8 protein-coding genes and 1 pseudogene are annotated in these 15,623 nt (G+C 55.4%); 2 read left to right on the top strand and 7 right to left on the bottom strand.

Going from position 1 to position 15,623, the window contains the following annotated elements; all coding sequences use genetic code 11:
* Nucleotides 1-71 precede the first annotated feature (71 nt).
* Together DPM12_RS22830 and DPM12_RS24515 are read right to left on the bottom strand one after the other, a co-directional pair.
* Nucleotides 72-1,490 (bottom strand): hypothetical protein, encoded by a 1,419-nt coding sequence (locus DPM12_RS22830; protein WP_123788407.1) that lies wholly within the window; start codon nucleotides 1,488-1,490, stop codon nucleotides 72-74.
* Between the two features lie 1,389 nt (nucleotides 1,491-2,879).
* Nucleotides 2,880-3,410 (bottom strand): transposase, encoded by a 531-nt coding sequence (locus DPM12_RS24515; RefSeq protein WP_158542908.1) that lies wholly within the window; start codon nucleotides 3,408-3,410, stop codon nucleotides 2,880-2,882.
* A gap of 695 nt (nucleotides 3,411-4,105) precedes the next feature.
* Here DPM12_RS24515 and DPM12_RS15125 point away from each other — a divergent pair.
* Nucleotides 4,106-5,512, top strand: a complete 1,407-nt coding sequence (locus tag DPM12_RS15125; RefSeq protein WP_158542907.1) for an MFS transporter — start codon at nucleotides 4,106-4,108, stop codon at nucleotides 5,510-5,512.
* Nucleotides 5,513-7,751: 2,239 nt separating this feature from the next.
* Complete coding sequence (locus tag DPM12_RS15110; RefSeq protein ID WP_211659014.1) at nucleotides 7,752-9,071, top strand: FAD-dependent oxidoreductase; 1,320 nt, start codon at nucleotides 7,752-7,754, stop codon at nucleotides 9,069-9,071.
* A 450-nt stretch (nucleotides 9,072-9,521) separates the two neighbouring features.
* Here DPM12_RS15110 and DPM12_RS15105 read toward each other — a convergent pair.
* The 5 genes and pseudogenes from DPM12_RS15105 to rfbA form a co-directional block, all read right to left on the bottom strand.
* Nucleotides 9,522-10,701: pseudogene (locus DPM12_RS15105) on the bottom strand (IS110 family RNA-guided transposase).
* Between the two features lie 574 nt (nucleotides 10,702-11,275).
* Nucleotides 11,276-12,535: a glycosyltransferase gene (locus tag DPM12_RS15100; protein WP_245951288.1), complete on the bottom strand. Its 1,260-nt coding sequence runs from the start codon at nucleotides 12,533-12,535 to the stop codon at nucleotides 11,276-11,278.
* Nucleotides 12,536-12,970: 435 nt separating this feature from the next.
* Entirely contained in the window at nucleotides 12,971-13,567 is a 597-nt protein-coding gene (locus tag DPM12_RS15095; RefSeq protein ID WP_112259226.1) for a dTDP-4-dehydrorhamnose 3,5-epimerase family protein, read from the bottom strand.
* A gap of 18 nt (nucleotides 13,568-13,585) precedes the next feature.
* The gene (gene rfbD / locus DPM12_RS15090; RefSeq protein WP_112259170.1) at nucleotides 13,586-14,512 is read right to left on the bottom strand and encodes a dTDP-4-dehydrorhamnose reductase; all 927 of its coding nucleotides are present in this window, start codon (nucleotides 14,510-14,512) and stop codon (nucleotides 13,586-13,588) included.
* Between the two features lie 6 nt (nucleotides 14,513-14,518).
* The gene (gene rfbA / locus DPM12_RS15085; protein WP_112259225.1) at nucleotides 14,519-15,394 is read right to left on the bottom strand and encodes a glucose-1-phosphate thymidylyltransferase RfbA; all 876 of its coding nucleotides are present in this window, start codon (nucleotides 15,392-15,394) and stop codon (nucleotides 14,519-14,521) included.
* Nucleotides 15,395-15,623 lie beyond the last annotated feature (229 nt).

The following is a 15,623-nucleotide window of genomic DNA, read 5'->3' as shown; positions in this document are numbered from 1 at the left end:
CGCATGAGTGTGTTCCGGCGGGTATGGCGTTCCAGAATCTACAACACTGAGCTTGGGACGGATTACGTGTCTCAACCCCATATGTGATTAGCGGTCTCTGGAACGAACGACAGTTCGAATGCCGAACCTTTCTCAAAGACGTTCCCCATTCTAGGCTTGAAGGTCACTGACTTAACTGGATGTCTACTACGCCACCGTCCACCATACAGTGCAAGGCGACCTCCAGATGTGCCGACGATTGCGAGGACATGCTTTTCCCTATCGTCTGCGGCGTGTTGGAGAAAGTTCAAAATACCGCAACCAAACACATTCGACGGTGCGCGACGGCCCGGAGCAACACCGAACTCATTGTCATCTGCGCGACCGGTCTCATGTGTTCCGTCCGCGGCAGATACTCGCCTTCGAGCGTAGTTTAAGGTGCTTGTATCTTCATTGAGTTCAATCAGGATGCCGTCCTCGACTTGGTCGGCGTCAGTGCGTGCGACGAAAATTGCCCTAAGGCATACTACCCCTGGCGGGACATCAAGCTTCACTAATCTGTCGCCGCCTTCACCAACTAGATAACGTGTCGTCGGATTTGATGGTACCCGATAAGCGTCTATACGGGAGCCGACGGCGCTTCCTGACCGGAATCTAGGGTAGAATCGCAATTCGGAAACCCGGTCCCGATATTCCCATCGACCATTCTCCTGACTGACGGGAAAATATACGCCTTCCGATGACGCGTGCTGGCTAATCCAAGACTGATAAAATTCGGCACTTTGAAGTTCTGGATAAAGTGCCGCAATCGTGCCAAATGAGCCTTTTGGGGCGAGTTCATCCGGCGACCATCCGACTCTTTGTTCGATAAACCTTCCGTCAATTATCTTATTTACCTCGTTGTTTTCGCCACCAAGTCGCTGAACCACGTAGCGGTCATCATTATCTGATCCATTTACGATCTGATAGATGCGTTCACCTTGCCAAGCCTCCACTCCTTCCTGGGCGCGCATGTGCATTAACAACGAAAGATGATTTGTATCTCGTAGTGGTTCAGTTACGGTTATCCTACCGTCGGCTCCCGGATGCTGCTCGCCCACAAGATGGCTTTCGTCGACTGCGTATAATTGAAAAATGCTTCCAATGTCCCAGGCGTTGTCTTGTTCCACGTCTTGTGATGGCCGGAGTTGAATTGAGTCTATGGGTTCGGGTCGCATGTATATGCCTACATGTCGATTGAATCTTTCCTCGACAGATGACCCAACTGTTTGGAAGATCTTTAGATTGTCCGAGTGAAAGGCATTCGGAAATAGAAGAAATCCGCCGCCGTATAAATCCTGGTCGCGCGAGGGGATATCGACGCCATGGCCTGTGGTTTGCTCAAGCTTGTACCTCGTAAGTACCCCTCGCGTCCCGGCACTAAATTCCCGCCAGTTGTAGACTTTTCGCCGGTCGGAATTTATTACAACTTCGCAGTACTGTGGTTGCGATCCTGTGTGCGCGGCGTTCACCTCAATCAGGATATGTCTGGCTCCAGAGGACGCATGGTCTTTGAGTGAATCTAATGTTATGACGTTCTGCCCGAAGCTTTCGACTCTCACCTCAGTCAACCGTTTCAAGGGAAATGCTGTTATTAAGGTCATGGAAAATTTTCTCTCTGTGTTGTTTCCGACTGAATGGCTGCGGATCCTGGAGGTCCCGGGATGGAGGCGATGTGAGATATATTGATTTGCGAGCAACTGTGTAAAATTGGTTGCTTATGCATGCTAATCGTGTATGAGTTAATTATGATACATAGGAACTTTTGGCTCTCGGAAAATGTGTAACCTGGGTAGCGCGTAAGGGGAAGAAGAGATCTGGCGTATGAGATGGCTATTAGGCAGCGCGGGACGATTAATAGAGCTTACGCCGGTCAATGGTGAACGGATGAATTCGTTCTTACGTCGGTCTGGATGTAGTTTGTATTTAAACTCCAATTTCTTCAGAATTATTCGCGATGAGCTACACGTAATTTTGCCAGGCCGGACCCGTTGGAAACTGAAGATAGATCTTGCGGTTCCTGTTTTGAGTGGCAATTATATATTTTCGTGGGGGCTGATATGTCAATCATAGGGGACGATTTTAACGAGGAGTTGCGCTGCTGGCGGCCATTGAGGGAGTAATCAGTCTGGGAATTGACTAGGTCGCGGTCAAGATGAGACGGGTGAAAGGTACTTTGATCGCGACAGCTGTAACATTTTGGCGAACTGGTCGAGGTCGTTCTGGTAGGTATGGCTGTTAACCGTAGTTTTAGTGGGTGCCGATGTTGATTCGTGTCCCGCGAGACGACATGGGGTAGGTGAGCACTTGCGGTCCCAGAATCGATAGGATATCTGCCGGGTGTAGGCAAGTTCAGCGCAGAGAACATGGGCGGGCCTGAGTCGATGTGGCTGTAGGTAGATTGCGCCTGTTTCAGGCATATGAGCGGGAAGTTGTAGTTGCGGCCGGACGTAGCTGCATGTTTGGCCAGAGCTCGAGGTTGTTGCTGGTCGTATAGGTCCGCGCAGCCTGCGAGGTGATGGGGTCTTGCGTAGAACTTGTAGCGTTGTAGCGGTACGGATCTTGGTCTCGTGGGTCTCGATGAGGCATGTGACCGGCGTGGACAGATTCGAGCTGGTCAACGGAACGGGCCAGCGAGGACGGCAGCTGCTTTGGCAGATGAGCTTGAGCTGTGGCAGAGCCTTGGATCTGCCTGTGGAGGTTTTCGAGCTGTCTGGGGCTAGGGATAGAAGTAGTGGGACTTACAGCGGAACTGGGCGTGGGGGAATAATAATGGCGTTAGGTGGGCGAGGCAGATGACGGCGGCTTTGGGTGCCTTCCTTGGTCGCGTTTGTTGTGGTGCCGAGCCCGACTGGCCGGTTTTAACACAGATGCGGTGGCGACGAGGAAGCACGGGCGTTTGAGTTTGCGCTTGTCTCCTGCGCCGGGTGTTCGCCCTTGAAGCTGGTGTTGGATTTGCGGGTGATGGGGGCGACGCTGTCGTAGGCGGTGAGGTATGCCGACTTGGTGAGGTGCGAGGCGTCGTCGGTCTCGAAGAGGATGCGGGCGTAATTGCTGACTCCGATGCCGGGGGTGGAGGTTAGGAGCTGCGCATGACGGTAGGCATGAAGTAGTTCCTCGACCTGAGCCGCTAATGCGGCTGAGAAAGCGCCGTTTTCAAGCTGCTGTCTGGCAGCTGCCGCAGCACTCTGTCGGCGGCGGTGGTGCCGGGCACGGTCACGATATACTCGTTCAGCGTGGCCGGGTTGGCTTCGATAAGGCGGGTATCTACATGCTCGGGGGCGAGTGGACGTCGGCCAATGGTCCGAGGATGCGGTTCGCCGAACCGGGTAGCCTCGGCTGCGACGTGGTCGGACGCGACCAGCACCTCCGCCTCGAACGCGCTCGCGCACAACATGTCGTTTTGCTGACAAGGGGTATCAGGGAGCTGGCGGCAGGATCTGACGTTGCTCTGCGGCGAGTATCGTCATCGTTTTCCTGTCCAACAGACTGTGAATGTCGCACGCGCAAATCTCGTATCGCTGGCGAAAGCTATCGTTCACACTAAGTTCTGCGCAAACTACCTCCCCTAAATAATATTCTCGTGCAGGCTGCCTCAAGAACGTCTAATGCGCTACGCCTGAGTCATCTCCGAAAGTCAAATCAAATAGATTTCGAGTCGTCAAAGCCTATGGTTAATGGTTTTTAGCCAATTGGCATTTTCATCCGACATTGTCACTCTGGCCGTCATTGTCGCAAGACCCGAGGGTATGAACAAGTTGTTTGAACTGAAGAAGTATCAATCCGACGAAAATTGCCCCCTACTTAAATTCCTGAAAATGGTGAAATAATTGTGAATAACATGCGCAACAATGTTGTAAGAATTTAAGATTTAGCGTGTGGCGCAACGCCTGCAGGAACAAGAAAACATGTCCAACCGTAGAGTACCCCTTGTCAGAAATTACCTGACCACCCATTCTGCGGGTTGCAGCTGAGTAGGGCAAGAACTTTAGGGATAATCGAATTGGCGAGAACGAGAGAGAATTTTGATATCACATGATGGCCACGACGAGGTAACCGGATGCGAACTGCGGAACGGTAAAGGATGATGAAAACACAGTTGGTCGCACGCCGGCGTCTCGTCTTTGCGATCATTTGTCTTACGCAATTCTTTATGATCGTGAATTCAACTATCGTGGTAATTGCCTTGCCACCAATTCAGCGCGACCTTGGCTTTGGTGTTGAGGGCCTTACGTGGGTGGTTAATTCCTATCTTTTGGTATTCGGCGGATTTCTATTGCTCGGTGGCCGCATTGCTGACATATTTGGGCGAAAGCAAGTCTTCCTTATCGGTGTATCGGTCTACACAGTTGCCTCGCTTTTTGCGGGACTTGCAACCACAGCGGAAATTTTGCTTGCCGCGCGGTCGCTCCAGGGCCTGGGTGCTGCGGTTGTGATACCGACGACTTTGTCAATATTGCTTGCTTCCTTTCCTCCTGGTCCAGAACGACGCAGAGCGTTGTCTATATGGGCGGCATTTAATTTTACCGGTGCTAGTGTTTCACTGTTCGTCGGTGGCTTACTAACCCACACGCTATCGTGGTCTGCGATCTTTCTGGTCAACGTCCCAGTCGGCTTGATCGTCGTGGCGGCAGCAGCTAGGTGGATGCCAATGTGGACACGAATTTCTGGATCGATCGACCTAGGCGGTGCGCTACTCGTGACAAGCGGTTCCGTTTTGTTGGTTTACGCAGTGCTCAATGCTCGCCAAGAAAGTTGGATTTCCCCAACCACACTGGCTGCTGGGATAGTGGCTGTGATCTTGCTTGGCACATTGACATTAGTCGAACATTTTCACTCGGCGCCGCTGATTACGCCGAGCATTTTTCGTGAACGAACACTAACAATCGCGGTCGTCACACTTCCGATAATGGCAGGGGGCGTAATGGCGGTGGGCGTGCTCATGACACTCTATTTCCAAAACATACGTGAATACTCGCCCCTTCAGACCGGCATGGCCTTCCTTGCTCCGACTGGAATGGTAGTCATTGGCTCGTTGACGACAAACCACATGCTGCGCTGGCTCGGAGCAGGTATCGTCGCTCCTGCTGCGTTGTTTCTAATCGCTGCTGGAACAATATTGCTTACACGGGTCGGTCCCAATTCCGAGTACGTTACGGTTGCGCTCCCGGGACTTTCCGTTATGAACTTAGGCGTCGGTTATGGGAGTGTGACTTTAATAGGTCTCGCAACGGCGAAGCTTCCTAATACTGATACGGGTCTGGTATCAGGATTGGTTAGAGCGGCGGAGCAAATTGGTGGGGCCCTGGGCATCGCGGTCTATTCGTCGGCAGCCGCTGTTGGGACGGCGAGCTCGGCGGCGCCGACACATTCGGGGACGGCGATTGTGAATGGCTACCAATTTGCGTTTTGGTGTGTTGCCGCGGTGATAATATGCTGGTGCCTATTTTTGATGGTGGCACTTCGTAAACCTCATCAGAGTCTATTGCGATAGGTGCGCTCGATGGTGCTATGAATAGTTGTAGACGAAAAAAATGTGCGAAGATTTCGCGACCGCAAATCCCTGAATCGATGGATCGTGAACAGGTTTTGTGGATGTCGAAAGATACGCGAAATGTTGAGCAGGAGCGTGTGGTACGGGAGCACGGGGTGTATGAGGCTATGACGTTGGTGACGCCGGTGTGTAGTAGGAGGCTGGTGGCTAGCTTCCTGCGGCAGTATGGAATGCGGGTGATGCCTTGCGCGGCGAAGAACGCCTTGGCGCGATGTACGAGCCCGATGGCGGTGGTGGCTTTCTCGTTTAGGGAGAGCTTCAGCGTAAGTAGGTGAAAGTCGGCCGTCGATGGCGGTGGTGCACGTGGTGTATTCGGCCCGTGCTCTACCCTTCTTGGCCCCGTTGCATGGTTGGCTTGGTCGCTGTTGTCGGTGTGGTGCATGGGCCCCCGGGTTCGGCGGTACGGCTGACCTTGTTCGCATTGAGGCGGATCGCGTCACCGGGGCCAGTGCACGCCGATGCGACGTGGGGCGCGATAGTGCCTTCCGGTAAGTCGATGAGCCGGCGGCGGTTGAGCCCGAGCCGGCCTAGGCGCCGCATCGCCTTGTGCACGCTGATGACCATTCCCTCGGCGGCCGGTTTGGGCGGAATCCGCCGCGCCAAGCGCTTTGCGGGCGCCGGCGTAGCTACTCGATCCGGAACATCACTGCGGCCGACGTCGCCGTAGGTTGTACGTGCGAGGCGCTGGGCCGGTCGACCTCGCCATAGCTCCGGTATTGGTAAACCGAGTCGAAGCACACAAACGGGAGATCCCATCTCCGTCGCGGCATGCGCGATCGGACGAGCCTCGCACCGAGCCACCAGACGACGGCCGGCCGCGACATTAGGCCATGAGCGGGCTTTTCCTGTTCGGCGTATGAGCGCTTGGCAATTCTCATCTTGCTCCGGAAGACCCGCCCTCTCAGCCCGATCCGGCTTCTACAGGGATATGCCCTGCAACAGCCAGTTGGTGGTGTCCTTGGCCTTAGCTGGAGAAAGGTAGTCCTAGAGGGATACGCAAACTTGAAATATCAGTATAGGTGTTTAATACGAACTGGGCACTTGCACTGTAGCTCGACACGGTGGGCGGGCTCGAGTGCCTGTTGAAGTGCCGCTAAACGCTACTTCTGCCACTGTACAGCTAACGGGCTGCGATACGTCAATTCTCACCGTTACCAGGGACGGCTTGAGCCTTGACGCTCGTTCGATGAGGTTCCGCCGGGTACGGCAATTCGCGTTTTAGGCCGTAGTAATAACTGACTACTTAGTGATATTGGAACTCCTTGGTGAGCGGTAATGCGATACTGATTTCAACGGGCCGCCGTCGGCGGTGTCCTGCACCGCGGACCGAAACTCATCGGCGTCCCTGGCCCGGGAAGATCGATGCACGACATGTCGTTGTCTCCAGATGACAGCCGATATCGCGGAGCATGTTCGATACGCACAAGATCGTATATAATTCGTACGATACTGTTATCTATCAATGCTCCTTTGATAAGCCATAGTAAATGGCGGAAATACATCCCATGTTCCGAAACGTTGTAGCAATTCGGCTTTCAAGATACAAAGCTCATGGTACAGAGCACGAGCACCAGCTTTACACTAAGTCCTTCAACAAGATCTAGTACCTAGGTCGACTTTCGGCCTATTGCGGATAGCAACGTTAGCAACTCTCAGAATAAACGGGTCCCGGCCAGTTACGTTGATCACGGTAAATTACTCAATCAAACAAATCAGTTCAAGGCCGACGACGAGGCGATGCGATCCAAACACTCCCATGCTGGTCCTAGGTTAAGAATAACATTGTGGATTGGTATGGATGCACATTAATAGAGTGCTTCTAATCGGTGGGCTTGAAGTTATTGCAAGCGACACTAATGTGTTTTACATTGTGCAAGGAGATCGGGCTAGCAGTGTATTATCTAATCCACTTGCCATTGATTATTAAATTGCCAAGAAAGAATTGTTGCATTGGCGACTATTTAGGAGGGTGCGGCATTTGTGCGTTTCGAAATACATAACGAAATTTCTTCAAGTGCAAGCTTATGCATGAGCTTATGTGGTTAGTAACCTAACGTTGTGCAACTGTTAGGACGTCCGCAGCTTCAAGGGTCGAAACTCATGTCATTTCCATCTGCTATGTAGATCGCTATAGTAATCCGTATAATCACCTAGCGTATTTGAGGAGTTCATGTGAAATGTGTTCGAACGTTCTTTGGATCGAGAAGAAGATACAATGAGACACTATGACGTAGTCGTTGTGGGCGGTGGCCCGGCCGGAGTAGTGGCGGCAACGCAAGCTGGCCGTGCTGGAGCACGTACGCTGCTTGTAGAAAAAGACTCGCGGCTCGGCGGCGTGACCATCAATGCGGGAATCAACGTGCCAGGGCTCTTTCATGCATGGGGTAGGCAGATAATTGCTGGCATCGGTTGGGAACTTGTCGAGCGAACTGTCCGTGAAAGCGGCGCACAGATGCCGGATTTCTCGGATCCAGAAGCGAATTTCGTAATGCATCAACCCTTAGTGGATCCGATGATTTACTCACATTTGTGCGACAATTTTGTCCTTGATTCCGGTTGTGAATTATTGTTACATACAATGATTGCTGAAATTTCTCAAATCCAAGATAGTTGGACATTGCGCCTCTGTGGCAAGGGAGGCATGGAAACGATTAGCACGCGGCAACTAGTTGATTGTACGGGCGACGCAAATATGGTATTCATCGCAGGCTATAAGGTACATGTACACGAAGAAACGCAGCCAGCGACTCTCGACTGTGATTTGGCGGGCTATGACCTGGACTCGATTGACATTCAGAAGATCGATCTAGAATTCCAGCAAGCAATTGAGCGCGGCGAAATAAGCGCAAGCGATGGATGTTGGAATGTCGATAATCCTCGCGTGGATTTTCTTAGAAAGAATGGCCGAAATGCGAATCATGTGATATCGGTTAACGCTCGCGATAGTGTCGGTCGTACACAGGCAGAGATTGAAGGAAGAAGAAGCGTCTATCGGATGGTGCGATTCCTCAGGCAACAACCAGGTCTTGAAGACGTATATGTGGCGCGGATTTCGGCCGAGGTGGGGATTCGAGAAACAGTCACCATCGAAGGAAAAGGCGCAGTAACCCTTGACGATTATAAGACAGGACGCTTATGGGACGATGCTGTTTGTTATAGTTTCTATCCTATTGATTTGCATGGGGTTGATTCGTCGTCGTGGTTTTTCGAGTCGATGGAATATGGAAAGGTTGGATCGATTCCGCGTAGGGCGTTATTGCCCAGAGACAGTAGGAATCTTCTGGTCGCAGGACGGTGCTTTGCGAGTGACCGATGGGCAAATAGCGCTGGGAGAGTGCAGGCATCGTGTATGGCTATGGGACAGTCGGCAGGTGCGCTGGCGGCTCTTGCTGCTCAAGATCGAAGCGATCCAGAAGAGGTGAATATGGATCAATTGAAGCGATTACTGAAACAGCATGGAGCTATCGTACCTGAGGTCAGCTTTAGATTTAATGCATGAGTGTGATCTTGAGAAGCGACTGCATGAACGGTGATATCGTGTGCACTGGTGAGCAACGGCATGAGGCTTTGCGTGCACGCATCAGCGAAACGACATAAGGCGCGATAGGCTGACTGGCCTTGTTTGGAGGTGAGAAACGCACAAAGGGGAGGGTGATATGGCCTATCGGGTTGGCGAGCGGCAACGATCTATTTGGCATCTATTGGGCCGAGGTCAGTGCAGTAATCGGCGCGACGCCTCGCAGTACGAAGAGACGTTGACCAGCGGGCGAAGACTGCTGAGGGATTCCTATGAGGATGTCGGGTGTTGAGGATCTGCGTACCGGACGTTGCGGACCGGCCGGTTCTTTCCTGCACCGCTGACATAGCGCTGTCGCGTAGATGGGGCATGGAAGTTCGTCAGGACCGTGGTTTGTCGCCGGTTTGATTGGGGGTGTCCCTATGAAACTTGTCAAGCTCGCTGAGGTTCGGGATGGCTGTACGGGGTCTTGTTGCGGATCATGGCGAACAGGACGTCGCAGCGACGTCGGGCGAGGCAGATGAGGGCGGCGTTGTGCTTCTTGGCCTGGGCGCATTTCCGGTCATAGTAGGCGCGGCTGGCGGGGTGGTGCAGCGCGGCGAACGCGGCGAGGAAGCAGGCGCGTTTGAGCTGCTTGTTGCCCGGCTTTGCTGGGGTGCTCGCCGTGGATGCTCAGGCCGGACCGGCGGGTGACCGGGGCGAGTCCTGCGTAGGCGGCGAGGTGGCGGCTGCTCGGGAACAAGGACACGTCGCCGACCTCGAGGAGGATGCGGGCGCTCCGGTCCTGACGCCGATGCCGGGCATCGAGGTCAGGACCTGGGCAAGAGGGTGCGCATCGAGCATCTCCTCGATCTGCGCCGCGGCCGCCTCGCGTTGAGCGAGCAGTCCGGCCAGCTGGGTCGCGAGCTGGGGCAGGACCATCTCGGCGGCACGGGTTCCTGGCACGGTGACGGTCTGCTCGTTCAGGGCGTGCCCGACGGCGTCGACGAACTTCTCGTAGGAGCGCGGCGCGCGGGTCTTTGTTGCCGCGACGAACTGTCGTCGCGAGGCGGTGGCAAGTCCTGTGGGGCCGCCGAAGCGGGCCAGTAGCTCCAGCACGGCAGAACGCCGGATCTTTCGGACCGAGGATTCGTTCCAACGCGGGGTTGACCTGGGTTACCAGGCCGCGGATACGGTTGCTGATCCGGGTGATCTCGCCGGCCAGGTCGTCATCGTAGCCGATGATCACCTCCAGGTCGGCCAGTGCCTCGTCGCCGGTGTCGACCCGGCGCAGCGCGCGCGGCATCGACCGGGTGGCCTTGGTAATGATGTAAGCGTCGCGGGCGTCGGTCTTGGCGTTGCCGGGGTGCAGGTCCGCGATGCGGCGCATTGCCAGCCCGGGCAGGTAGGCTACATCGATGCCCAGGTCACGGGTCACCGCCACAGCGAGCGCACCGATCGAGGCGGGCTGGTCAACAACCACCAGCACCCGGCCGCGCACAGCCAGCGACTCGAGCAGGTCGCGGATCTTGTCCTCGGCCTGCGGCAGAGGCTTATCGTGCACCCGCGTCCCGGCCGGGTCCAGCCCGGTGGCGTGGTGTTCTTCCTTGCCGACATCAAGACCGAGAAACACGGCGTAGCCAGATCTGTCCTATCCTTGCATTGAATAGGCTCCCCTTCGCATACGGCGACTGGTCGCAAGTCTGGCGAAGGATGCCGGCACCCACGTTACGAAGAGACCTACCGAGCCCAACGCACAGCACGGTGTCGAGCCAGCGGTCCTGTCCCTATCAGCGGTCCTCCCACGCCACCAGCCCCGGTGACAACACCCCCGGATCATGCAAATGACAGGAGCAATCAGTCATGCCGGAACTGGCGACCAGAATCCCTTGTCTCAGGGGCCACGAAGAAGGTAACGGGGTCGTGGCTGACGTCATCTGCGCGGCCGATTCACCTAGTAGCGGATCTCGATGTCGTGCCCGAAGCGATCAAGATGAAAGTCGCTGCATATCTAAATGACCGCACTCCGAAGTTGTTGGTTTCGGCGTCGGCGACTTATGAAGACGGTTCGTTGAGCGGTCGTGTTCTGTTATATTTATCAATTTAGTGATGGTTATCCCGGTAGTTGTTTTAAGCTCTCGCATTTATGACGATGCCATGGCTTCAAAGATACGTTAAGGGTGTAATGTATTTGGCAGTTTTATGATTTACTGGATAGCGTTTTTATTAAGCGTCGATTCAAAAATTTTCACTGCGCGCCCGGTTCCGTGTTCAGTATATATTAGTGATCTCATATTAGCTGCTCGTCTTTCGAGCTCGACGTCATTAACCGCACGATGAATGCGGTGAGCGAGGTGATGAGCCGTCAGGCGATCTTGGGGTAACGGCTCAGGCGAAATGCCGAGGGCATGGACCCGCTCAGCGTAGAAGTGTTGAGTATTCATAAAGGGACACACAACCTGTGGCCGGCCGGCGAGGAGCGCTGCACCGGTTGTGCCGCTGCCGCCATGGTGGACGATGGCCGCCATGCGGGGAAAGAGCCAGCTGAACGGTGCTTGATCGATGCTTAATACTCGTTGGTCGGATTCGTATTCAAGGTCGATGCCACCGGATCCGGAGACGACAACGGCGCGTACCTTGGCGATTGACGTTGCTTGGCGGATAAGTTCTCCAGTCTCCTTAGGGTCGGTGCCGGCCATGCTCCCGAAACCGATATAGACGGGTGGATCTCCCGCTGCGATGAAATCGGACAGGCGTTTGGGTGGAACCCAGCTAGAGACGGTGGGGAGGAACCAGAAGCCGGTAGTGTGAACGGAGTCCGGATAATCCGATGTGTCCGGTAGGATATGTCGACTAAATGGTTGTAGAACGGTCGCATGCGAACCGTCGGGTCGTCGAAGCGAATTGTTTTGATGTCTACGGCGAGGGAGGCCCAGCGTCTTGCGGCGCCACTTCGTCGTCTTGCCGATGAAGCCGCGAATCCATAAGGGAGTCGCGGCGTAGGAAAGACGGTTGAGCGGGGTAGGTAGGCGAAAGGGTATTAAAGGGTTGGGAAATGCCCTCGTAGGAATCCAAACGGGTTCCGGGCATACGATAACGGCCGGTACGCGGAGTCGTTCGGCGATGGCATGTAGAGGACCGCTGGCATGACAGACAACAAGCTCTGGGTTGTACGAGACGGCAGCGGTCATGTCGTCTAATACCTGTCTGGCCAAGCGTCGGAACTTCCGCATGGCGGTGATGGTTTTGACGGTCTTGAAGTTGGTCTCAAACCCTGATCGGATCGATGGCTCGTGCATCAGGGCGTTCCAGGTATCGTGGACCGGTACGAACTCGAGGTCATAAGATTTTACGAGAGGCGCGGACGACGCGGGCGCGAACAGAACGACGTCATGTCCTCTCGATGTGAGTTCGAGGGCTAGTGCTACGAAAGGTTCGACGTCGCCGCGAGTGCCATGAGTGAGCATCAGAACCTTCATTCTGAAGAGCCCCCATTTAGTCGAGAGTTCGTGCATTACTTGCTGGTGCTCGAAATGGTTGAGCGAAAGCCACAAGTGTCTCGGAAGCTATTGGGTCGTGCCGTTCTCGTGTCGGCATCGTTTGCCAAGCCAATGTTTCATCGTTCGCTGAGAACAGCGAGGGGGAGATTTTCGATGAGGGGACAGGCGTTAAGGACGGGGCGGCAGAGCTCGAGTTTTGTTAGACATCAGCGAGGCTCGCGGGCTCGGGGGTGTGGCACACGGGTGGCGATGGACGAGTTGCACGGGATGTGTCGAAGGAGCGAGCTCGGCAACGTCGTAGCGTGGAAAAGGTGGAGCCGGCAGACGATCCTTAGTGGCTAAGCGTTGCCTCGCGGTTGCCCGGCCGGTCGGTGTCGTCGGCCAGGCAACCGCAGGCTGGAGTTACTTGAGGAAGCTTTCGTAATATTCCACCCACTCTTCGTAGAAGGGTAGCTTGGCTGGAACCTCGTATTCGGCGAGTTTGGGTGCGTTCATTTCTTTTTCGGACAGGATGGGTTCGATAGCGGATGGCCAGGGAAGTTCAAGGTCAGGATCAAGCGGATAGATGGTGTGCTCGATGTCCGGGTCATCAGTGGAGCACATCTCGACGAGGACGGTCTTGTCGGCAAGGGCAATGTAGGCGTGGCCGACGCCTCCGGGCAGGAATACACCCCGAATGGCGTCTTGGTCGAGCCTGATGACGTCGTAGCGTCCATAAATGGGCGATCCGATGCGAAGATCAACGATCATGTTGAGCAGCGCGCCGCGAGGGCAATAGAGGTATTTGCTCTTGCCAGGAGGCGTGTCTGTAAAGTGAAGGCCGCGCACTGTGCCGCGTTTGGAAACGGTGTGACTGATATGTGCGATTGGCAACGGGTAGCCAATGGCCTTGGCGAATGAATCGTGCCGGTAAAAATCGATGGACGCGCCGCGCTTTTCACGGATCAGATGATCGGTGAATGCGTAGGTGTACGGGACGGTGAGCTTTCTGGCTTCCATGGTCACTTGAGACACTCCTCAGGTGAGTCGCGTTTTGCGATCATGGTAGCGGTAAATGTCCTCGTTGCATATGAAGAAGTTTTGCAAAGCTATGTGCCAGGGACGCATAGGCGTAAGCCCTGCGGCGTTCCAGATTCTCGGGGACAAGACAGAGTTCGAAGGACGTGGAGCAGGGCGGGGGAAGTCGGCACTGGAGCACGGCTTCACGCGTTCCGGGTCGGCGCCGAGCTCGCTGAAAATCGCCCGGGCAAAGCCCCACCATGTGGTGCTTTCGGCGTTCGTACAGTGCAGGACACGCTGCATCGGTGCTCGTGAGGTGGCGATAGCACGGCCGAGCTCCAGGAGGCCAGCGGCGAGGTCGGCAGCCCACGTTGGCGAGCCGTACTGATCGGCGACGACGGTTAGCCTCGGACGTTCGCGTTCGAGGCGAATCATGGTGTGCACGAAGTTGGAGCCATACGCGCTGTAGAGCCAGGCCGTACGGACGATCCAGGAACGGGAACTCACGTCGAGCACGGCATCCTCGCCTACCGCCTTGGTGCGACCATAGACGCTGCGAGGCTCACGTGGGTCATCTGGCTCATATGCTCCGTTCTTGTCGCCAGGAAAGACGTAATCCGTGGAGATGTGTATCAGCGGCACGTTCGATGACCGGCAGCGCGCTGCTAGCCGCTGGGGTGCGCGGACGTTCAGGTCGTAGGCGCGGCGCTCGTCGGTCTCGGCATCGTCAACTGCCGTGTAGGCAGCCGCGTTGATGACGAGGGGATGATTGCCCCGCTCGCGAGCGCGTTCGGCAAGATCGTCGACGGCTCGTCCCAGCATGTCAGCGTCGAGAAGATTGAGCTCTGCCGAACCGGGAGCGAGGACGTCGAGGTCTGGTCCGGCCAGCTCGGCGATAGCCCGGCCGAGCTGGCCGGTGCCTCCGGGTACCAGGATGCTGAGCATGCCTGGTCACTTCCCTTCGGATTGCGCGATTTCCATGACGTATTGCCCATAGCGGGAGTTCGCGAGTCGCCGGCCCAGGGAGTAGCAGTCTTCTGCACCGATGAAACCCATTCTGAACGCGATCTCTTCCAGGCACGCTATCCGGACGCCTTGGCGTTCCTCGAGTGTGTGTACGTACTGGCTGGCCTCGAGGAGAGACTGGTGCGTACCTGCATCCATCCAGGCGAATCCACGCCCGAGGTCGACGATATGGGCCTTTTCGCGTTCGAGGTAGACGCGGTTGATGTCGGTGATCTCGAGCTCGCCACGGTCGGATGGTTCGAGTTGCTTGGCAATGTCGATCACATCGTTGTCGTAGTAATACAGCCCGGTGATGGCGCGGTTGGACCGGGGCTGCGCTGGCTTTTCCTCGATCGAGATGAGCCGGCCGTCATCGTCGGCCTCGCCCACGCCGTAGCGGTGTGGATCGGAGACTGGATAGCCGAACAGCGTGCATCCTTCGATGTGGTGTTTTCGGTCCCGCAGGACCTGGGCGAAGCCGGGGCCGTGGAAGATGTTGTCGCCAAGGATGAGAGCAGCTGAGTCTTCGCCTATATGCGAAGCGCCGATGATGAACGCCTCAGCCAGGCCGCTGGGTTTTGCTTGCTCGGCATAACTCAGCTCGATTCCGATCCATGAACCGTCGCCGAGTAGACGCTCAAATATCGGCCGATCCGGTGGCGTCGTAATGATCAGAATGTCGGTGATTCCCGCTAACATTAGCACTGACAGCGGATAATAGATCATCGGCTTGTCGTAAACCGGAAGAAGTTGTTTGGAAGTGGGGATCGTTATTGGATACAGCCTACTTCCGCTGCCGCCGGCAAGGATTATTCCTTTCATCATGCTCCCACCGTCGTTACGTGTGAACGCCCTGATCAGCGTCATCAATCTGTGGCGCGGGTGCTGAAAGGGCGCATAGGCGCAAAAATATTCCAACTCCAGGGAAAAGCATCAGTAAAGGGGGATGAGTTCTGCTGGTACCGCATAAAACAGACCCCTGTCCCGGTCGTGCCCAGTGCGCCGACGATCGATGCGTAAAGGCTGGCCGATTCGCTATAGCAGCCGAAAG

This window comes from Phytoactinopolyspora halophila (assembly GCF_003287285.1).
GTDB lineage: Bacteria > Actinomycetota > Actinomycetes > Jiangellales > Jiangellaceae > Phytoactinopolyspora_A > Phytoactinopolyspora_A halophila.
This window is presented reverse-complemented; position numbering and strand designations above follow the sequence as displayed.